Source organism: Candidatus Obscuribacterales bacterium (assembly GCA_036703605.1).
Taxonomy (GTDB): Bacteria; Cyanobacteriota; Cyanobacteriia; order RECH01; family RECH01; genus RECH01.
Genome location: DATNRH010000342.1, coordinates 1 through 19,860, shown reverse-complemented (window position 1 = coordinate 19,860; position 19,860 = coordinate 1). Strand labels below are relative to the sequence as shown.

Genomic DNA, 19,860 nt, shown 5'->3' with positions numbered 1-19,860 from the left:
TGGTCATGGATCAAGGTATGCTGCCGAGTCCTAGCAGCTTTCTTCCAACGGTCAGCTTCTGCAAATCCTCCTAGACTAGAGATAGGTCAACCCTGGAGATGGAGGTGCTTATGGGACAGTCACAATGGGATCTGGGTCGCTTTGTGAAAACCCTTTCATACTACGGGGTGGTGCCGATCCTCAGCAGTTTTGATTGGTTTCAATCTATGTTCGACAGTCGCCCCAATCCTACGCTCTCGCCGTCGGCGATCGCGTTTTCGTCCACGCCCAACGCTTTGCCCAACACCGTGGTTCTTCTAGGCAATGTGCCGCCATCGGTGGGACAGCCGTTGCTGGATGCGGGCTACCGGCTGCGATCGCTGGTGACGGATGCAGCCACCCAGCGAGTGACCTGGGGCGATCTGGCGGATCAGGTGGACTGGATTGAGACCGAGTGGACGGATCCTAAGATGTTGGCCAACATCTTGGCCGATGGCCAGGGTTGGGTCTATGGCAGTGCTGCGACGACGGTGGAGACGGTGCAGGCGGATCCGGCTTGGCAGGGGTTAACCCAGGCGATCGCCCACCTGTCGTCGAGTCCGGAGGCGTTGACCCCGGTGTTTGATTTCAGTCATCCTAGCCCCTCGGTGCAAGACATTTGGGGAGCGCTGGATGATGTGGTGATGGGCGGCGTCAGTCAGAGCGGCATTCGCTTGGTGGGCACGTCGGCGGTCTTTGCAGGCACGGTGTCCACGGCCAATTCCGGCGGCTTTGCGTCCATTCGCACCCGCAACTTTACGCCACCGCTGGATTTTTCGGGCCATGCTGGGGTGCGGCTGCGGCTGCGGGGCGATGGGCAGCGCTATAAGTTCATGCTGCGCATGGCGGATACCTGGGACAGCGTGGCCTATTGCTATTCCTTTGATACCCGCGCCGATGACTGGATGACGGTGCATATTCCGTTTGAGGCGTTAATTCCCGTGTTTCGGGCCAAGACAGTGCCGAATGCGCCAGCGCTCGATCCCCATCATATCTGCGCCATCCAACTGATGCTCAGCAAGTTTGAATATGACGGCTCGCTCAATCCCCACTTCCAGGCAGGGGCGTTTCAGCTTGAACTGCGTTCGGTGGATCTGTATCGTTCCGCCCAGGCACCGAGCGATCGCCCCTTGGTGATCCTCTCATCTGTGCCGTCTCCTGAGCCCTTGATGGCCATGCTAAACACTGAAACGGTGACCCCTCATGGGTTGACCTGGGACGAGAGCGATCGCCTAACGGCGGTGCTGAAAGAGAACTTACAGAACAGATAGGTAGACCGGTACTTGAACCCGCCTAGGGTTTCACTTGGGTAAAAATGGCTTGGGCGACGCGATCGCTGACGCCGGGTTGCCCTAGAGCTTGGCGAACCTGGTGGTAGTCTGCCTGCATCTGCTGTCGTCGTTCGGGGTTGAGCAGAAGGTCTAGGGTAGCTTGGGCGATCGCTTGGGGGGTGGCGGCGTCTTGCAAAAATTCTGGCACCACGGGTTTCATCACCGCGAGGTTGGTCGGCGACATGAAGGGAATAGAAAAATGCAGCAGGTGGCGGGCAATCCAGGCGGTGAGCGGATGGACGCGATAGAGTACCACTTGGGGCACGTTCATCAGGGCCGTTTCTAGGTTCACGGTGCCAGACTTACCAATGACTACATCCGCAGCGGCGATCGCATCGTGGGCTTGGCCGTCTAGGACCGTGGCATGAAGGCCATAGGTTTGAACCGCTTGCTCAAGGGCCGGACGATAGGCAGCTAGGGAGGCAGGTATCCAAAAGTGGACATCGGGTACTTGGTCTTGGATGCGGCGGGCAGCGGCAAACATCACCGGCATCAGGTATCGCATTTCTTGGCGTCGGGAGGCGGGCAAAAGAGCGATCGCCCGTTGATCCGCAGAGAGCCCCAAACATTGGCGGGCATCAGCCCGGGTGGGTGCTTCCGATACCCAGTCGAGTAGGGGATGGCCCATCCAAGATACGGCTGCGCCGTGGCGTTGGTAATAGTCGGCTTCGGCTTTGAAGATGGCCAGGATGCGATCGCTCAGGCCAATAATGCGTTGGGTATTGCGAGGGCTGAGCGACCAAACCCATTCCTGAGGAGCGATGTAGTAGAGCATGGGCACCTGGGGAAAATGCCGCTGCACGGCATGCCCCACCCCCAGGTTGACGCCAAAATAATCAATCAACACGACCACATCCGGAGGCGTCGCCGTTAGCTGGGCTCGTACGCGATGCTGGATCTTTAGACCCGAGAAGAGAAACGGGATCGCCTCTAAGATGCCGACGGAGCCGATGGCGCTGGTATGCTCAATCAACGTTGCCCCGGCAGCGGCCATGCGATCGCCGCCCAGGGCCAAGATCTCCAGCGGCTGGTTCATCACCTTAGCCTGACGCAGCAGAGCCTGCACTAAGCGCGATCCTTGCAAATCACCCGACACTTCACCGGTGCTAATAAAGATGCGGATGGGTCGAGATGGCTCATCGGCATCCTGCAATCTCATCAGCCTTCAGCCTCCCGACGGGTGCGGCGCACGCCAGGAATGAGTCCCCGTCGCTGGGATAGGCGCGACTGACTAATAAAGTGGGTAAAGTGCTGGAGATGGGGATTATGGGGCAGTTGCTCCAGCTTAGAAATGGCTTCGTCCAGCGACAGGCCCGATCGGTAGACCAAGCGAAACGCCTGCTTCAGCGATCGCAGCACTTCCCCATCTTGCAACTCACTGAGCCCCGCTCGTTTTAAGCCAACTTGGTTGAGCGATCGCACCCGAGATGGGTTGCCTTCCACCAAGGTATAAGGCGGCACATCTCGATCAATCCGGCTCATGCCTCCCACCATCGCCAGCCGTCCGATGTGGACAAACTGATGCACCCCCAGCACGCCGCTGATCCGTGCCTGGGATTCAATATGCACATGCCCCGCTAGCGCCACCCCGTTGGCAATAATCACGCGATCGCCAATGGCGCAGTTATGCCCCACATGCACATAAGCCATGAGTAAATTACGGTTGCCGAGAATGGTAGCTTCTCCGGCTCCCGTGGCTCGGTTAATGGTGACATACTCGCGGATGCAGTTGTCGTCACCCAGTTTGACCAGGGTTGCCGAGCCATCATATTTGAGATCTTGGGGTTCGAGACCGATGACCACGCCTGGATAGATTTGGTTACGGGCACCAATTTCAGTCCAGCCATCAAGGACGACATGAGGCCCGATGGTGGTTCCTTCCCCAACCTTGACGCCTTCTCCAATCACCGCATAGGCCCCAACCTTCACCGTTGGGTGTAGGTTCGCCTCAGCATGGATCACAGCAGTAGGATGAATCAGGGTAGTCAAGGAACCTCTCCAGTGGCTCATCGTTTCAGCACCGGGTAAACCGCTGGAGCTGACCATAGCCGTTAACAAAATTATAGATAGTACAAAAACGCGACTGCCAGCACGGGATGGTGTGGCAGGAACTGACCTGCATCCAGCTTAGTCTACGATGGAAAACATTAATTCTCCTTCTGCAACAAGCTGCCCATCGACTTCAGCCCGTCCCTGCATTTTGCCAAAGCGGCGGCGGCGCACGCAGATGAGCTCAACCGTCATCACCAGTTGATCCCCCGGTACCACAGGCCGCCGGAAGCGAACTTTGTCAATGCCTGCAAACATAAAGAGTCCTTCGGGGCAGTCGGGAATCTGGGTAAGGACAATGCCACCCACTTGAGCCATGGCCTCGACAATGAGTACGCCAGGCATGATGGGGCGTCCAGGAAAATGACCTTGAAAGTGAGGTTCATTAAACGTGACGTTTTTAATGCCGATGGCTGACGTTCCAGGAATGTAGCTAACGATACGATCAACCAGCGCAAATGGATATCGGTGGGGCAGAAGCTGATGGATCTCTTCTAGGCTGAGGCTTGTGGCCGGAGCCGGAACGTCTGGCTCGGCTGGATCCAAGGCTGGATCCAAGTGATCGGTTGAGGTCTGTAGGTCAGTCAGTGTAGACATGGGCTAGTTTTTTAAAAAGGCATCGAACACAACAGTACAGTAAGGAACCCTCAAACTGCCTATCATCCGTCCATGGTGCAGTTAGACGGCTGGTCGATACGGCTAGACAACTGGTGGGCAAACGCGGTGTGTAGCCGATGACTAGCTTTGTAGGCGGTGATGTGAGCCTGGGGGAATAGCCCGATAAGGCTAATATCTCCTACTAAGTCTAAAAGCTTATGGCGGACTGGCTCGTTTGAAAATCGTAGGGGTGGGTTGATCCATCCCTGGGTTCCACAGACGAGGGCATTGTCTAGGCTACCACCCTTGATGAGGCCGGCCTGCTGAAGTTGTTCAATTTGATCGGCTAGGCCAAAAGTTCTAGCTGGAGCGATCGCGCTCTGGAAGGGGTGTTGACTAGGGCTCCAGCTTTGCCATTGATTACCGATCGCCTCTAGGTCAAAGTCGATACCATAGGTAAACCGCAGTTCCGGGGCTGGCATCGCCACCACAAACGCATCTCCGTCTTGTACCCATACAGGCTCATCTAGCACATAGCGGGCGCGGGGAGCGTCTTGGCGAACCAAGCTGGCTTGAGCGATCGCTTCTACCCATTCGAGAGCCGATCCATCTAGGAGGGGCACTTCAGGGCCGTCGATCTCAATGGAGACGTTGTCTACGCCCAGGCCAGCCAGGGCCGCCAGCAGATGCTCTACGGTTCTCACCGTAGCAGAGGCGATCGCCAGTTCTGTCGAGAGCTGGGTTTGATGGAGAGCGCTCACATGGGCGGGAATGGTGGGTCGATCAGGCAAATCTACCCGCACAAAGGAGCGCCCTAGGGGTGCCGAAGCTGGGCAGAGGCGCACGGTCGTCTGTAGCCCTGAATGCAGCCCCACCCCCGACCGCTCGACCGGCGTGGCGAGGGTGTGCTGCCAAGGCGATGCTAATCCATGCTGATGGGGATGGTCGTCCAGATCCCCATGACTCTGCTCTGCCTGCGGCCCTGCGCCCATTAGAATCGTTCTCCAATGCCAAAGTGGAAGCGGCCATCGCCATCATCACTAACGCCGTAGTCGATGCGGATGGGCCCGAGGGGAGACTGGACGCGAATCCCAGCCCCGATGCCAAAGCCTGAGCCGGGCTTACCACGCACGTTCGCGGGCTGGCCTGGCACATTGTCGGCAGTTCCTAGGTCAGTACCAAAGTCTACGAACAGGGCTCCACCGATGATAGACAAGACTGGGAAGCGATATTCTGCCGTGGCTTGAAGGAAGCTACGACCACTGCCCACTTCACCCGAGCCATAGCCACGAACGGAGTCAGTTCCCCCGATGGAGAAGGCTTCGTAGGGGGGTAGGTCACCAAAAACCGTACCCACCTGCACGTTGAAGGCGAGGGTTTCTGGGCCTTCTTCTCTAAAGTTAGTGAAGTTGACCGGGAAATAGCGGCTGTAGCTAGCCCGCAGCCGGTTGAACAGAATGCTGCCGCTGCCAATGGGAACGCTTTGTTCTGTACCCACTCGCAGGACAGAACCGCTGGTCGGTTGCAGAGGGTTGTTGCGCTGGTCGTTTACCAAACCAAGCTGCAGGATAAACAGGTTATCCGTACCATCATCGTCAAAGCTTAGTTGGTTGCCGAGGGCATCGAAGGGGTTGATGTCACCGTCAGAGTCCCGTACCGATACACGCTGCACCTCAAGCCCCAAGGAACCGCGCCAGTTGTCCCAGCCTAGCCATTCATCCAAGGGACGGGTAAAGCTGACCCCGCCGCCTAGGCGGTCAATTCGGGGGCGATCGCCGGCTTCAATATCGTTAGGATTCTCGTCATCGGGCAAGCGCACTTCCGGATCGCCACCATCAAAGACCAGGGAGATCGAGCGGCGGTTAAACGCATTGACGGTGTAGGACGTTTGATAGGGATCTCCACCAATCCATGGATCGGTAAAGTTGACGTCAAACAAGAAGCCCCGTTCACCCACCTGCACCTCAGCGCCCAAACGCTGGTTGTTGCCGCCGAGGTTGCGTTGCTGATAGCTAACGGTACCAAAGATACCCGTCGAGCCGCTGAAGCCTAGACCCGCTGCAAGGGAACCTGTATTGCCTTCTACTAAGCTAACGACAACGTCTACGTTGCGAGGATCTTCTCCGGGAGCTAGGGCTAGGCGCACATCATCGAAGATGCCAAGGTTAAAGACCCGCTGTAGATCCTGGGAGATTTGGTTTTGGTTAAAAACCTCACCGGGTTGGGCCTGCAGCTCTCGGGTGACGATGAATTCGCGGGTTCTGCCCGTAATCGGCTCACCATCTTCATCAACGGTTTCACCCGTTTCGTCAATAAACTGTACCCGAATGTCTTCAATCACCCCTTCGGCAATGTCTAGGGTAACGACACCATCGCTACTGACATCGGGAGCGTCTACAACTTGGGCAAGAATGTAGCCTTCGGCTTGATACCACTCGTTCAGTCTGCGAATGCCGCCGTCTAAGCGGCGGAGGTTTAAGGTTGTGCCATACTGATCGCCAAAGATCTCATCAAGTTGTCCGGGAGGCAGCACCTGAGTGTCGGGAGCCTGCACCGATCGCAGCACTGGGTTCGGGGTGACTTCGTAGGTCACCCGAACTCCTAGGGGAGTATCGGATGGCACGGCGCGCACATTGGAAAACCACCCGGTTGCAAAAATGGCGTTGATGTCATTTTGTAGCTGGGAGCGGGTGGCGGTACGCCCTGCCTGGGTGCTAATCACCCGATAGACTTCGTCTTCTAGGTCTCCTTCAGCTCCCACCACTACCACTTCGGCTACCAAAACCCGAGTTTCTTCGTCATCAGCCTCAACATTACCAGCAGGGGGCTGGGGCGTGGCTGGGGGTGGCGTGGTGCTGGGTGGCGTGAGATCTAAGTCCAGAGTGGGGGAAGGAGTGATCTCAAATTCTAGAGCGTCGGGGTTGTCTTCATCAGGATCCACCTGAGCGATCGCGTCCGGTGTAAGAGACCCTGGCTCTGGGGCGATCGCTTCCGGTTCTGCGGCTTCTAGATCGAGCAAAGGCGAAGACGCCACAGCCTCACCATCAACACCATCGACCATGTGCTCTGGGCTGGGTATAGCTGGGAGGCGATCGCTGCCATACCCGACGGGCGTAAATAGCGTCCTAGACGCGCCTGAGGAGGGAGCTTGACGAGTTTCATTAGCTTCGAGGGTAGCGCTCTCTGGAGCAGCAGTGGCAGCGGTGGCCAGGCCCAGAGTCGTCGAAACCGTCAAAACTGCCAGTAAGACAGGAGAAAATTGCATAGTTGAGTTTCTATTGCTTGTCCACACACCACGGTCTGCCAAGGGCAGAACTAGCGCTACCAATTCCAATGGGCGATCGCTGGATGCATCGGTTGAAGCTGCAGCTGCAGGCCATCCTCGATAAATCTGCAATTAGCAGAGCTACATCTGATCACAATTGGTAAACGCCAAGATTTTACAGCATTGCTACCCATTCCCAACATGTCAATTTCAAGCCGAGTCCATGACCTCGTGGAGAAGCCACTAATTTCAACCTCTTAAGCAGGAGGTTTATGCTTCGAGCTTGAAGCCCTAAGATACTGAATCAACACCCTAGGACCGACGCTGACAGTGGGACATATCGAACACGAACAGCAAAACTGTAGGCTTGCTAGTTGGATACCCTAGACGCGGTTTTCCTTGATCCGTTCCAAGACTTGTTGATAGGCAGCCTCAACCTGACCTAGATCCTGGCGGAAGCGGTCTTTGTCCATCACCCGCTGGTTTGGATCATCAGTGGACTGGTTCCATAGCCGACAAGTATCCGGGCTAATTTCGTCAGCTAAAATCATCCGTTGTTGACCATCAACCCCAAACTCTAGCTTGAAGTCTACCAGGGTAATGCCGCAGCTTTGGAAGAAGTCGATCAGCCGCTGATTGATTTGCAAGGCTTGATTCTGCAGGTTCTCAAGTTGTTCCGGTGTAGCCAACTCCATCAGCAAAAGGCGATCGCGGGTCAGCAACGGATCGCCTAAAGCATCATTTTTGTAATAAAACTCCACCAAGGGCTGGGGCAAGACGGTGCCTAGGGCAATGCCAGTTTGTTTGCATAGGCTACCGGCAGCGATATTGCGCACCACCACCTCGATGGGCAGAATGGTAACCGCCCGGACGCGCATCTCAGTGGCACTCGGGCAATCAATAAAGTGGGTAGGAATGCCGCTTTGCTCTAGAACCTGAAAAAGATAGCTAGAAATTTCGCAGTTGATGGCCCCTTTGCCAACAATCTGCCCGCGCTTCTGGGCATTAAAGGCCGTAGCGTCGTCTTTGAAGCGGGTCAGCAGCACTTCTGGATCATCGGTGCGGTAGAGAAGTTTGGCTTTGCCTTCGTAGAGTGGTTCAAGCGCAGACATGGGACATCATTCAAACGTAAGGACATCAGGCACTTAGTGCCTGGTTTGATTGTACGCGAGTTAGGCATCGGCTCGGGGCGATCGCTAGGGTAGACATTCGTAAAGCTGGTAGAGGTGCCCGGTGCGATAGCGCTGATCCTCCACCTGCTGGCAAGGGGGCGTTGGATCAGCTGCTGAGGTAGATAGATCGAGGGTTAACGGTAAACCACTAGGGTTGGTATTGGGGGTGAGAATCGTCCAGAGATTGGCGGGTCGCGGTACGTTTCCGCCCAAGCTCGCCAGTTGTCGCCATACGGGACGATAGCCAGCGGAACGATGGATGAAGCTGAGTTGAATGGAGGTAGGGGAGGATGAAGGGGGCAACTGGCGAGCATGACTATCGATCGCCACGGCAAAGCTAAGCCCCAGAGCTACGTCTTGGAAGGATTGATCGACGGTTAAGAGGGCTAGGGAGCGATCGGGATTGGAGTAAAAGGTTTGGGCTACGCGATCGGGATAGTAGGGTTTTTGGAACGCTAGGCCGTAGCTGACGAACAGGCTGCTGATAACGCCTACGAGACCTATGCCCCAGAGGAGCGATCGCCGCTGGATTTTCCAGGGTTCGGGAAGGGTGAGCAGGGCACCGAGCAAAAGACAACAGCCGGGATAGTAGACGAAGCCATAGCGGGGCGCTAGGGTCAGGTCTTTGCCCAAACCGTAAACAATGGCTAAAAATTCCAGCACCATACAGAGCGTGAACCCAGCTAGTAATGTAATTGCCGGGTAGCGTCGGGCTGATTGTCGGAGGGCGATCGCCGGTTGCCAACAGCGCCACAGCATGATGCCAAAGATGAGGATCATAAGCGTGCCAGATAGCAGGATGATCGGTAGGGGCTGGTGTTCAACGGGCAGGGCCACCACCATAAGAATCCATCCCATGACCAGTTGCAGTAAGGGCATGAAGCGATCGCCCCAGCTAGGATCAACAATGGTTAGCCAACTAGCTTCAGGACGGTTGAGGTGGGCCCAGAAGGTAGGCAGCCAAGGGGCATAGCCCAGGGCCAGACCCATGAGGGTGATACCGATCCATCGCCAGCCAGCATAGCTCACCTGCTGTTCTTGCCAATCGTGCCACAGCAGCCAAAGGATCAGGGTGATGACCTGGGCAGCGATCGCTAGGGCGACGAAGTAATGCACATAGAGGCCTAGGAGGCTCAGTCCTACCCAGGCTAACCACAGGGGCCAGCGTAGATGCTGCCGCTGTAGATCCTGCTGCATCTGCACAAGGGTGGCGAGGGAAAGGATGATCAGCAGCATCGGTAGGGTATAGTGGCGTGCTTCCTGGGAGAGGTAGACGGCAAAGGGAGAGACGGCCATGAGTAAGGCGGCAGCCAAGCCAGTGCGGGGCGAGAGGGTGACGCGGCCAAGCCAGTACATGGCGGCAATACAGGCGACACCGATTAGGGCTGGGAGCGATCGCACCGCCCAAACTAGATCGAGACGATCCAGGGGCAACCAGCGTAGCCATTGATGCAGGGCACAAAAAAAGAGGGGCGGATGGTTAGAATCAGTAGCAACATGTTGGGTAATCTGGGCACAGGTGGTGGCATTCAGACTGAGGAGATCTGCCAGGTCGGTGATGGGCCACCAGGTTTCTCGGGGAATGTCAGCGGAGTTGCGCCCTAAACTAAACAGAACCGTGAGCATCTCATCCAGCCATAGGGTTTTTTGCCCTAGGTTTAAAAAACGCAGCCCAGTGCCCACCAGCAGGATCGCGGTTAAGGCGCGGTAGTGTTGCTCGGGATAGCTGAGGCGGGGTTGGTCTAGACGGGGTTGGGTGGAAGTCACGCGCTTTATCATAGGTGGACTGGAGTATGCCATTATCATCAATGCCGTCGTCGATTCTAGAGCGATCGCAGCGGCTACAGCAATTGCGCGATCGCCTGCGTTTGGGACAGCGTTGTCTGGCAGATTGGCAGGGTGATCCGCTGGCGGTCTCAGCGGTGCCGGGTTCTGGCAAATCGACAGGTATGGCGATCGCGACGGCCCTGCTGCTAGGACATCGCCATCAGCAGCGCCAGCAGGCGATTCTGGAAAACCCAGGGGTGGTGCTACCGCCAGAGGGACAAGTGGTGTTGGTCACCTTCACGCGATCGGCGGCGGCCAACCTCAAGGTGAAAATTCGTCAGTACCTGCAGGAGTTGGCGTTGCCAGCCCAGGGGTTTGTGGTGCATACCTTGCATGGCCTAGCCCTGAGTATTGCCAATCGTCATCCCAATCTTTCAGGGCTGAATCTGGATCAAACCACGCTCATTTCCCCCAATCAGCATCACCGCCTACTGCAGGTCACGATTGAACAATGGATTGCTGCCCATCCCCAACTGTATCAGCAACTTTTGGAAGGACGGCAGTTTGATGGCGAAGAAACAGAACGTCTACGACGGCAGTCGGTGCTACGCACAGAAGTTTTGCCTGAACTAGCCCAAACGTTAATTCATGAGGCCAAGAGTTCTGGCCTATCCCCGGCGGATCTCTATCAGGTGAGTACCTTGGCTCCAGGAAACTCAGAATCGGGTGAATATGACGTGTTGGCGATCGCAGCAGGACTGTATGAGCATTATCAAACCAGTTTGCGATCGCGCTATCTAATTGACTACGATGACATGATTTTGGCAGCTCTGGCGGTGCTGGATGATCCAACGGCGCGATCGCTCTGGCAATCTCAGATTTGTGCCGTGTTCGAGGATGAGGCTCAGGATTCATCACCGTTGCAAACCCGACTGTTGAATGTTCTAGCCACCCGCCCCGAAGCCACGCCACCGCAGGTGAACCTAGTGCGGGTGGGCGATCCAAACCAAGCGATCAATTCCACCTTTACGCCGGCGGATCCGATTTTTTTCCGACAGTTTTGTTACGAGTGCGATCGCCAAGGACGCTTGTTCGTAATGGATCAAGCCGGACGCAGTACGTCTCAAGTGATGAAGGCAGCCAATGCCGTGTTGACTTGGGCGAATCAGTACCTTGTACCGGCGGGGTCGGTCTCTGATCTAGATCGACCGTTTCAGTTTCAGCTGATTCGTCCTGTGGATGCTGATGATCCGCAAGCTAATGCCAATCCCATGCCCCTAGGGCAGGGGCTAGAGCTTTGCCAACCCCGCCATCCCGAGGAAACGGTAGCCTTAATTGCCCAGCGCGTGGCGGAACTGGCCGCTGAAATGCCTAACCTAAGTTTTGCGGTGCTGGTGCGAGACCATCGCCAGGGGCGCTTCCTAGGGCAGCGGCTGGCCCATCCCGAAGACTATGGGTTAACCACCAACCTGGAGGATTACGGCATCTCCCTCTACGATGTGGGACAACAGGAACGCCAATCCCATGTGCCGCAAGACGTATTGGCGCTGCTGCAGTTCATCGATCGCCCCCATTCCCCCGATCGCCTCAAGGCGGCGCTGAAGATCTTGACGGAACGCCAATGTATTCCCAATCAAGATCTAAATGCGATCGCTAGCTTTCCTGAGCAATTTCTTTACCCCGGCCCCCTCGATCCACCGCAAGCTGAACCGGTGCGCCAGGCCCGCCGCTACTGTACCGGGTTGCTGCGAGCCCGCCTAGAGCTACCCCAGCATCAGATCATTCCGTTTTTGGCCCTCACCCTGGGATACAGCCAAAGTGAACTGGCCACTGCCGATAAGCTAGCCGAACGTCTAGCACAGCAAACGATGGGTCACCTATCCCTAGGTGCGATTTTGGATGCCCTCACTGATATTGTCAGTGCCGAGCGATTTGAGCCGGTGGACACGGAAGATGCTGACTCGCGCTATACCCGAACAGGGCAGTTGACGATCATGACCATGCACAAAGCCAAGGGACTAGATTGGGACGTGGTGTTTCTGCCCTTCCTCCATGCTGCCCTACTGCCTGGCTCGCTACGGGTGATGCCACAAACTCAATTTCTAGGAGACTTTACCCTAGCGGAGGTGGCCCGCACCCAACTGCGCGCCCACCTCCATCAAGATACGGCTCTACCCACCATCCAGGCGGCCTGGAAACGAGCGATCGCCCTCAAGCCAGCGGAAGACTACCGATTGCTCTACGTGGCGATGACCCGTGCTAAGCGTCTGTTGTGGATGTCGGCGGCTGAGCAAGCTCCCTACAGTTGGAGCAATGTGGATAATCTGGATGCCAAGGAACCCTGTCCAGCCTTGACGATGCTGCAGCACAACTTTCCTGAAGCTGTTGTCCCCTGCGTCTTGAAGTCCTGATTGACGAACCCATTTTCCCCCACGAGGAGCCAGAAAAGTTCAGATGTTTTCAAAGCCCCTCTACCGCCCTGGGAGAGGGGTTTGGGGTGAGGGTCTTTGAGGTTGGTCAGTCAACCAGCTTGAAGGCTTAGTAGACCTTGATCAACGGCTACGAAAATTCCCATAAAAAAACTCTGCTGACATCAGATCCAGTCAGCAGAGTTGACGTCATTCAAATTATCGGCTGCTTAGGAGTTAGCTGTTTGGGCTGCCAGCAGGCTCTTGAGCTTTTCTAGTTCACTGGCCCAGCGTGGGTCAGGCTGAGCGGCCGTTGTAGCTGTCTCAGCGGTGTCACCAGCACGGCGGGGCTTAGCGCCTTTGGGAGCACGGCGGCTAGGAGCTGAACCTTCAGCTTCATCAGCCTTGGCTTTGGCCCGAGGCAGTGCTTTCTCAATCTTGAGAGTGGTTTCTTTGAATTCGTAGCCGTTGAATTTTTCGATAATTTGGTCGGCTAATTCGTCATCTTTGACGGTCACAAACCCAAATCCACGACATTTCCCGGTCTTACGATCGGTGATGAGTTTCATTGAGGCGGCTTCCCCGTACTCTGCAAAGACGTCTTCAAACTCTTGCTTTTCGACTTCTTTGGGCAAATTACCAATGTATAAACGAACGGACATAAATACCTCCAGGTTCAGATATGACGGTGCTTTCTCAAATCGACTGTGTCAACGTTGTTGTAGCCTTCAACGCTCACCGACACCAAAACTTAATGTTGATTGTGATCAATACTTTCTATCCAGGTTTTACCGTTGCTGCTCCCTCGGATAATGGATGTGTGTCGATAGCTCGAGGTTGATGAAGTTCAGCATTCTCAATGTCAACAAACAACCGGTATCGGATCAACTTAGCCTAGATGCTCTCTCAACGGTACCTGAGGTACCGGCGAAATTAGAGCGATGAGGGGGGCAGTTGGGCTGTGCCATTCATTAAGGTATCACGGCAGTTCGTCCAAGGATGATGCAGATTCAAAAAACCGTGGTGCGATCGCTCGCTGTACCTTTTCGATGGTCTACAGACTCACCTTGGTTGTCTGCAAGCTGTAGAGCCTATCGAGCCATAGACTCAGATGGTCGCCAAGACACCCTAACCATCGCCTCAATGACTTGGATTATTTGAAGGGGTGGTGACGGACTCCCGTAAAGAACCGTAACACTAACAGCAGAGATCATGCAACCTGCAAGCAGCGGACTTCTGTCCCATCAACGGGTGTGGGCATTGTTAGGACTTTGGGGCTATTCAACTGTTCAGACCTTTAGCCAATACCCCGGACAATGATCCAAATTCCCAGGAATGCAATGGCAAAGGCTGTCAAAGTAGACCAAATAGGATGGCCGCTTTTAATGCTGGAACGGCCCTGGATTTGCAGGCGATCGACATCGATCCATGGGGTTGCCCCCCGTCGAAACCATCCGGTAATCGTCACAATGTTTTGGATGGCGCGGTGGGGGGAGCCTGTGGCCCCTAGGGGGGAGAGGTAATGCAGTTTGATCAATCCACTCTCGGTTTGTAGCAGCAAATCTTGCTCGCAGGCATTGCTCCAGCCTGGTCGTCCCAGCAACTTACCGTAGAGCTGGACGGGATGACCGGTTAATGGCAGCGGGGGAGCGGTGGTGAGCAGGTCAGGCAAGGGCGGATTGATCGCGGAGTTTTGGCGGGTGATGTCGGGAAACATGGGATTCACCCGCAGGATGAGACCGATGGCGCAGCCTATGCATCCCAGTCCATACAGGAGGGGGCGATCGCCCCACAGCCAGATGAGAGGATCCCAGCGCATCCAATCCGCCACTAAGCCCAGCCCCCAGAGAGCCAACGCTAGCATGATGCCGATAGGTAGACCCACAAAGGGAGCAGCCTGCCGAAGCAGGGCAGGGAGTCTGAGCGTGGGCGCAACGGGGGAGGACAGGATACATTCTGGACTGAGCTGCCAGCGCTGGGCGCAGCGGCTGAGGAAGAGGAGGCGATCGCTCAAGGGTGGATGAGTATTGTTAATCGACAGCCAGCGGCGGTGGGGATTTTGCACCTCCCAGGTGAGGATCGCTTCAAGGGTGCTGAGATCTGAGGCTCCACTGAGGCTGAGGGCGCTGCGGTGGCTGATGGGCATGAGCAGATCCATGCTTTCTAGCCCATAGGGCGTATGGGACTGGCGCTGGATATCCTGGGCGACGCCTAGGCTCATTTTCAACAACGCTCGGCTCAGGGCGTTGGGATTCCCCGTTTCGTTGGCGGCCACGCGATCGCTGAGCTGGATGCGATAGCGCGAGAGCCATAGGGCTGGGTAGCGCAACAGTCTATACAACCCGTAGCCGATGACGGACAGCAAGACTAGGGGTAGGTTCACTACGGGAATTGCGAGGCGATCGCTCCAGACGGCGCATTTCCAATAGAGCAGGTAGGGTAGTTGGATGATGATGGCCAGCAGCGTCATCAAGGGGTTGGTGTGCTGCAGGATATGAGCCATGTTGCTAGCGATAAGACTAGCGAGTTCTTCTTCTTGAAACTGTTCTAGGGCTCCTTGGCTAATCACCACATGGTGGGTGTAGGGCAGATGTCCATAGGCCAAGGTGATGGGCGCTGTGGCTGGCAGCCACAGTAGGCGGGGGCGAGGACACCGCTCTCGGTTGCACAATCGTTTGACCAAACGTAGGGATTCGGGACTGGATTGTTCGAGTTGCTCATCAGAGAGCGATCGCGCTCCATAGTTCCAACGCAGGATGCCGGTCATCACCCAAGGAGCGATCGCCCACAACAGCAGCACAATGGGCACGACCCACCAAAGAAAACCTGTTGAGGGAAATCCATAGCGCTGTTGATAAAGGAGGGTTGTGACTAGATTACGTAGGGAATGGGCGATGATGACGATCCCTTGCAGCAGTCCCCGCAGAACTAAGACGAGGGCGATCGCTGTTAGCCCTTGGATCATCCAGGTTTCAACCAATTGTCCTTTATCGGGCAAGAGAGCATTCCATTTTTGGGCTCGACCGCCGTTGCGCCAGGTGAAGCCATGCTCTTTTAGGGGGCGATCGCTCTCCGGCGGTTGTTCAATCACCACGGGAGGATGGGCCGCGATCTCATCAGGCGGCCCATCTTCGGGAGAAACTGGAGGCGTCAGGGTATCAGGAGAATTGGACGGTGCAGACTCTGCCTCGTTGGTCTGGCTGGATTGAATTTGGGTGGAGGGAGGTTGAATCTGAGTGGATCCACCAGCGGGCCATTCGACACGCTGGCGTTGAGTGGCGCTCGATGGCGTTGCAAGGGGCACAAATCCGGTTTGATCTGGTACCTGAGGTGTGGTTGCTGGTGGTGCTGGGGGATCGGGAACCGGAGCGGCCTCGGCTGGCGGTGTCGGCTGGGCAGCACGGAGTTCGAGCTGGGTGAGTGCCTGCTGGCTCCACTGCTTAATTCGTTCGCTGGAATGATGACAGAGTGGCTTACAGAGGGCGATCGCTAGTTTTAGATCACCGGTTTTTTCATAGGCCTTAATCAAGCCCATCTGCGCCTTAAGATGGGTAGCCTCATCCAGAGCACTCTGACATACCGCCTCTAGGTGGGCGATCGCCTTCTTGTAGTGACCTTGCTTGAGGGCTGCTAATCCTGTTGGAAGGGATGCTGTGGGCGGTGGGACTAGGTCATCATCAGCAGACTGAAAAAATTGATTGACCGGCAATCGGTCGGAGGCATCAGGAGAATGAGTCATGGCGGGTGCTCTATCGTCCAAGTCCGTTCACAGGTAGCTGCACGGCCGAGTTGGGAATTGTTTTAGGATGCCCTGATGGGGAGTACTTGATAGCAGGGTGTTATGTTGATCTATGAAGAAATGCCTGACAGGTGTTGGATGAACGCACAAGACGTTTGAGGCACAGTTTCGGCAGAGGACAACCTACCCTAGGTTGTTTTCTAGGGCTGTATAGCTAAAGTAGAGTCAGCTTTGGATATCATCAGCGACAGCCGATGATATCTATGGAGCTGGAGAGCGATGTGTTCCTAGGGTAGATGGTGAATGGTTCGAGTTATCGCTGCATTCAGCAACGCCAATTATAACAATTTGGATGATGTCACCCATCCGGGAGCATGGGTGACATTTAGGGCGATGAAGGCCAGCTTTCATCAACGGTGTTGAGCACAGTGTCTAGGTCTGCACCGCCCACATAATCGACGATGCCACTCCAAAAGGTACCGGTGCCCACGGCCCCTGGCATTAGGTCGGATGCATCAAATCGCACAATCTCGGCATTGGCTAAAATATCCGCCTGTTGCTGGGTAACGGTATTTTGGTAGGCCGTTGACGACACTTGCCGGTGGGGAGACACATAATTTTCAAGACGCACCCAGGTTTCATGGGGAGTGGGAGTGAGCAAATAGTCCATCACGGCCCGAGCAGCTGGGGTATCGTTCAGCATGCCAAAGGCGGTACCGGCGACTAAAACTGGTTGCCCGATGGTCGGATTAATCTCTGGTAGTAGGAAAATGGCGACATCTTCGCCGACGGCCACATCCGGAGGAAAGAATGTCGAGATGAAGTTGGTTTGGCGATGCAGATAGCAGCCCGGTGGGTCGTCAAACATGGGTAAGGGCGAATCGCCAAAGGGGGTGCTAAGGATGCCCACCGGGCCTCCCAGAACATAGTCAGGATTGAGGGCGATCGCTCCAAATCGCTCGAAGGCATCGCGTACTGGGGGCGAATTAAAGGGAATTTCATGGAACACCCACTGATCGTAGACCTCGGGGCCCGCCGACCGCAGCAAGATATCTTCCACCCAGTCGGTGCCCACCCAGCCGCTGGCCGTTCCGCTCTCCATGCCCAAGCACCAAGGCACACCACCATCTGCGGCGATCGCTGCCGTGAGATCCATCATCTCGTCCCAGGTGTTGGGAATCTCGTAGCCCGCGGCAGCAAACACATCGGGGCGATACCACACTAGGCTTTTGACATCGGCCCTTGCCCACAGTCCATACATCTGTCCATCCACCCGTCCTAACTCCAGCCAGTTGGAATCGTAGGCGGCAGATAGGGCATCGGCGTCAAGGAACGGATCCAAGGGCACGAGGGCACCCTCGCGGGCCAGGTCAGCCATCAAGCCCGGCTGGGGAAACAGCGCCAGATCGGGAGGATTGCCCCCCGCCACCTGCACTGGCAGCAGGGTGGCAAAGGAAGCATTTCCCACGTAGTTGACTTGGATGCCTGTGGCCTCAGTAAAGGGCTCAAACACCTGCTGAATCACGGTGGCTCCATCGCCGGTAATCGACCCTAGGATAGTCACCGTGTTGGAATCCTGGGCTGATGGATTGGGATTGCAGGCCGTGAGACCCATGATGGGTAGAGCGATCGCTCCCCTACCTACGGTCATCCATAATTGCCGATGTATCACGCGCCCTCCTGGGTCTCATGCTCTAAATGGCCATCCCAACGCTTGATCGGGACGCATTGAATATCGAGCTGGTCTAACACCCGCGCCACGACAAAATCGACCAAATCGTTCACCGTTTGCGGATTGTGATACCAGGCGGGAATGGCAGGCACAATCTTCGCCCCAGCCTCTGCCAGGGTAGTGAGATTGCGCAGGTGAATTAGGCTGAAGGGCGTTTCCCGAGGTACGATTACCAACGGCCGCCCTTCCTTGAGTTGGACATCCGCAGCCCGCTCTAGCAAGTCTGAACTCAGCCCCGTGGCGATTTTGGCCACCGTACTCATACTGCAAGGCATGACAACCATCCCTTGGGTACGAAAGGAACCGCTAGCAATGTTGGCCCCCACATCTCCCCAGGGATGGCAATGCAGTTTACCGCCCGTTTCGACGCCAGCCTGCTGTCGCCAAAACTGTTCCTGCTGGACCGCTTCCAACGGCATCCGAATGGATTGCTCAGCCTGCCAAACCATATAGGTAGATTTAGAAGCGACCAGCTCGACAGAATAGTCAGCTTCCAGCAAAAACTTAATAGCCCGGATGGCATAGATGAGACCCGACGCCCCCGTGATACCCAGAATCAGGGGGCGAGGTAGTGGCGAATTAGATGAAGACACGCGATCGCTCAACGATAAACGATAAGCGGTGAGCCTAAGGGCAGAGACCATCTGCCCTGAAACTCCCCTTAGCTATCGTAACGATCCTCTCCATCGCCGTCACCCAAATCGAGGTCATCGGTCTGATCGATGTCATCCTCGTCTAGGTCATCCACGTCATCATCCAGGGCTTCGCTACCGCCACCAACGGCAACCAGGTCAATCTGCTGGCGATAGTAATCCACACTCTTCACCTGCACTTCCACGCGATCGCCCAGACGATACTGGCGGCGGTTCTTGCGTCCCACCAGCTTTTGTTGCCGAGAGCGATACTCATACCAGTCGTCCTTCAGGGAACTGACATGCACCAGCCCTTCCACCAAAAGTTCTTCAATTTCCACGAAGAACCCGTAGGACTGCACACCCGTAATCAAGCCGTGGAAAGTTTCGCCGGTATGCTGCTGCATAAACTCGGCTTTCTTCAACCCTTCTAGATCCGCTTCGGCATCCTGGGAGAGCTTTTCCTGCTCACTCAGGTACATGACGACGGAGGTGAAATGCTCCTCCAGCTCCGCGTGCATTTCTGGGGGAATCACGTTCCAGTTCACCTTGCCATGGCTGGAGCTATGGCGTAGCTCTACCCGATCCTTCGCGCGGGTGGAGCGGCGATCGCGCCCATGCTCAAACATCGTATGCAGCACCCGATGCACCAGCAAATCTGGATAGCGGCGCATGGGAGAGGTGAAGTGGGTATAGCCCTGCTCAATGGCCAGACCAAAGTGGGGCCCAGGATGGGTGCTGTAGGTGGCAGGGCGGAGGGTAGACAGCAGGAGATAGGTCAACACCTTTTCAGCTTTGGAGTTGGCAAACTGTTGGGTGAGATGTTGATATTGGCGAGGATGCACCTCTTCTTCCTGATCCAAATCCGTTTCAATCCCCATGTTGCTCACCAGCTTGAGCAATTCCTGCACCTCGTTGGGGTCAGGGGTGCGGTGAACGCGGTAGACGCCGGGCAACTGCAGCGCCTGGAGGTGGGATGCCACGGCTTGGTTGGCCAGCAGCATAAACTCGGTGACCAGCGATCGCGAGGGCAGCAGCGATGACACCACCATGGCTCCTAGAGCCCCTTCATCGTCATACTGAAACTTGGGCGAGAGGTATTCCCCAAGGTCAGAATGCATTTCATGGGGAATGATCTTTTCTGGTAGAT

14 protein-coding genes are annotated in these 19,860 nt (G+C 55.9%); 2 read left to right on the top strand and 12 right to left on the bottom strand.

Translation table 11 applies throughout. The annotated features are described in order from the left end of the window. Window positions 1–110 precede the first annotated feature (110 nt). The gene (locus V6D20_07255; GenBank protein ID HEY9815580.1) at window positions 111–1,289 is read left to right on the top strand and encodes a CIA30 family protein; all 1,179 of its coding nucleotides are present in this window, start codon (window positions 111–113) and stop codon (window positions 1,287–1,289) included. A 22-nt stretch (window positions 1,290–1,311) separates the two neighbouring features. Here the strand turns inward: V6D20_07255 and lpxB are convergent, their stop codons facing one another. From lpxB to V6D20_07220, 7 genes are all read right to left on the bottom strand, one after another. Further along, a complete protein-coding gene (gene lpxB / locus V6D20_07250; GenBank protein HEY9815579.1) occupies window positions 1,312–2,508 on the bottom strand; it encodes a lipid-A-disaccharide synthase in 1,197 nt (398 codons plus the stop codon). Further along, on the bottom strand, window positions 2,508–3,338 hold the full coding sequence (lpxA, locus tag V6D20_07245; protein ID HEY9815578.1) for an acyl-ACP--UDP-N-acetylglucosamine O-acyltransferase: 831 nt from the start codon (window positions 3,336–3,338) through the stop codon (window positions 2,508–2,510). Before lpxA ends, lpxB begins: the two co-directional genes overlap by 1 nt. A 138-nt stretch (window positions 3,339–3,476) precedes the next feature. Beyond that, on the bottom strand, window positions 3,477–3,995 hold the full coding sequence (gene fabZ, locus V6D20_07240; protein ID HEY9815577.1) for a 3-hydroxyacyl-ACP dehydratase FabZ: 519 nt from the start codon (window positions 3,993–3,995) through the stop codon (window positions 3,477–3,479). A gap of 62 nt (window positions 3,996–4,057) precedes the next feature. Further along, a complete protein-coding gene (gene lpxC, locus V6D20_07235) occupies window positions 4,058–4,987 on the bottom strand; it encodes a UDP-3-O-acyl-N-acetylglucosamine deacetylase (protein ID HEY9815576.1) in 930 nt (309 codons plus the stop codon). Further along, window positions 4,987–7,260: a BamA/TamA family outer membrane protein gene (locus tag V6D20_07230; protein HEY9815575.1), complete on the bottom strand. Its 2,274-nt coding sequence runs from the start codon at window positions 7,258–7,260 to the stop codon at window positions 4,987–4,989. Before V6D20_07230 ends, lpxC begins: the two co-directional genes overlap by 1 nt. Window positions 7,261–7,643: 383 nt before the next feature. Then, window positions 7,644–8,372: a phosphoribosylaminoimidazolesuccinocarboxamide synthase gene (purC, locus tag V6D20_07225; GenBank protein HEY9815574.1), complete on the bottom strand. Its 729-nt coding sequence runs from the start codon at window positions 8,370–8,372 to the stop codon at window positions 7,644–7,646. An 84-nt stretch (window positions 8,373–8,456) separates the two neighbouring features. Beyond that, on the bottom strand, window positions 8,457–10,199 hold the full coding sequence (locus V6D20_07220) for a glycosyltransferase family 39 protein (GenBank protein HEY9815573.1): 1,743 nt from the start codon (window positions 10,197–10,199) through the stop codon (window positions 8,457–8,459). 26 nt (window positions 10,200–10,225) lie between these two features. Between V6D20_07220 and V6D20_07215 the strand changes: the two genes are divergently transcribed. Continuing rightward, window positions 10,226–12,610 (top strand): ATP-dependent helicase, encoded by a 2,385-nt coding sequence (locus tag V6D20_07215; protein ID HEY9815572.1) that lies wholly within the window; start codon window positions 10,226–10,228, stop codon window positions 12,608–12,610. Between the two features lie 227 nt (window positions 12,611–12,837). On the opposite strand, the gene V6D20_07210 is transcribed toward V6D20_07215, so the two are convergent. From V6D20_07210 to V6D20_07190, 5 genes are all read right to left on the bottom strand, one after another. Further along, the gene (locus V6D20_07210; GenBank protein HEY9815571.1) at window positions 12,838–13,269 is read right to left on the bottom strand and encodes an RNA-binding protein; all 432 of its coding nucleotides are present in this window, start codon (window positions 13,267–13,269) and stop codon (window positions 12,838–12,840) included. A 635-nt stretch (window positions 13,270–13,904) separates the two neighbouring features. After that, window positions 13,905–16,346, bottom strand: coding sequence for a M48 family metalloprotease (locus V6D20_07205; GenBank protein HEY9815570.1), 2,442 nt, complete (start codon window positions 16,344–16,346; stop codon window positions 13,905–13,907). 385 nt (window positions 16,347–16,731) lie between these two features. Then, window positions 16,732–17,997, bottom strand: coding sequence for an ABC transporter substrate-binding protein (locus V6D20_07200; GenBank protein HEY9815569.1), 1,266 nt, complete (start codon window positions 17,995–17,997; stop codon window positions 16,732–16,734). A 17-nt stretch (window positions 17,998–18,014) separates the two neighbouring features. Further along, window positions 18,015–18,722 carry a flavin prenyltransferase UbiX gene (locus V6D20_07195; GenBank protein ID HEY9815568.1) on the bottom strand — a complete coding sequence of 236 codons (708 nt, stop codon included), beginning with the start codon at window positions 18,720–18,722 and terminating at the stop codon, window positions 18,015–18,017. A 17-nt stretch (window positions 18,723–18,739) separates the two neighbouring features. Continuing rightward, on the bottom strand, window positions 18,740–19,860 hold a 1,121-nt coding region (locus tag V6D20_07190; protein ID HEY9815567.1), incomplete at its 5' end, for an RNB domain-containing ribonuclease.

Bases quoted from the DNA above. Each gene is read 5' to 3' on its own strand.
- V6D20_07230 (HEY9815575.1), bottom strand. From the start codon at position 7,260: ATGCAATTTTCTCCTGTCTTACTGGCAGTTTTGACGGTTTCGACGACT.
- lpxC (HEY9815576.1), bottom strand. From the start codon at position 4,987: ATGGGCGCAGGGCCGCAGGCAGAGCAGAGTCATGGGGATCTGGACGAC.
- V6D20_07205 (HEY9815570.1), bottom strand. From the start codon at position 16,346: ATGACTCATTCTCCTGATGCCTCCGACCGATTGCCGGTCAATCAATTT.
- lpxB (HEY9815579.1), bottom strand. From the start codon at position 2,508: ATGAGATTGCAGGATGCCGATGAGCCATCTCGACCCATCCGCATCTTT.
- V6D20_07210 (HEY9815571.1), bottom strand. From the start codon at position 13,269: ATGTCCGTTCGTTTATACATTGGTAATTTGCCCAAAGAAGTCGAAAAG.
- V6D20_07200 (HEY9815569.1), bottom strand. From the start codon at position 17,997: ATGACCGTAGGTAGGGGAGCGATCGCTCTACCCATCATGGGTCTCACG.
- V6D20_07255 (HEY9815580.1), top strand. From the start codon at position 111: ATGGGACAGTCACAATGGGATCTGGGTCGCTTTGTGAAAACCCTTTCA.
- purC (HEY9815574.1), bottom strand. From the start codon at position 8,372: ATGTCTGCGCTTGAACCACTCTACGAAGGCAAAGCCAAACTTCTCTAC.
- V6D20_07215 (HEY9815572.1), top strand. From the start codon at position 10,226: ATGCCATTATCATCAATGCCGTCGTCGATTCTAGAGCGATCGCAGCGG.
- V6D20_07195 (HEY9815568.1), bottom strand. From the start codon at position 18,722: ATGGTCTCTGCCCTTAGGCTCACCGCTTATCGTTTATCGTTGAGCGAT.
- fabZ (HEY9815577.1), bottom strand. From the start codon at position 3,995: ATGTCTACACTGACTGACCTACAGACCTCAACCGATCACTTGGATCCA.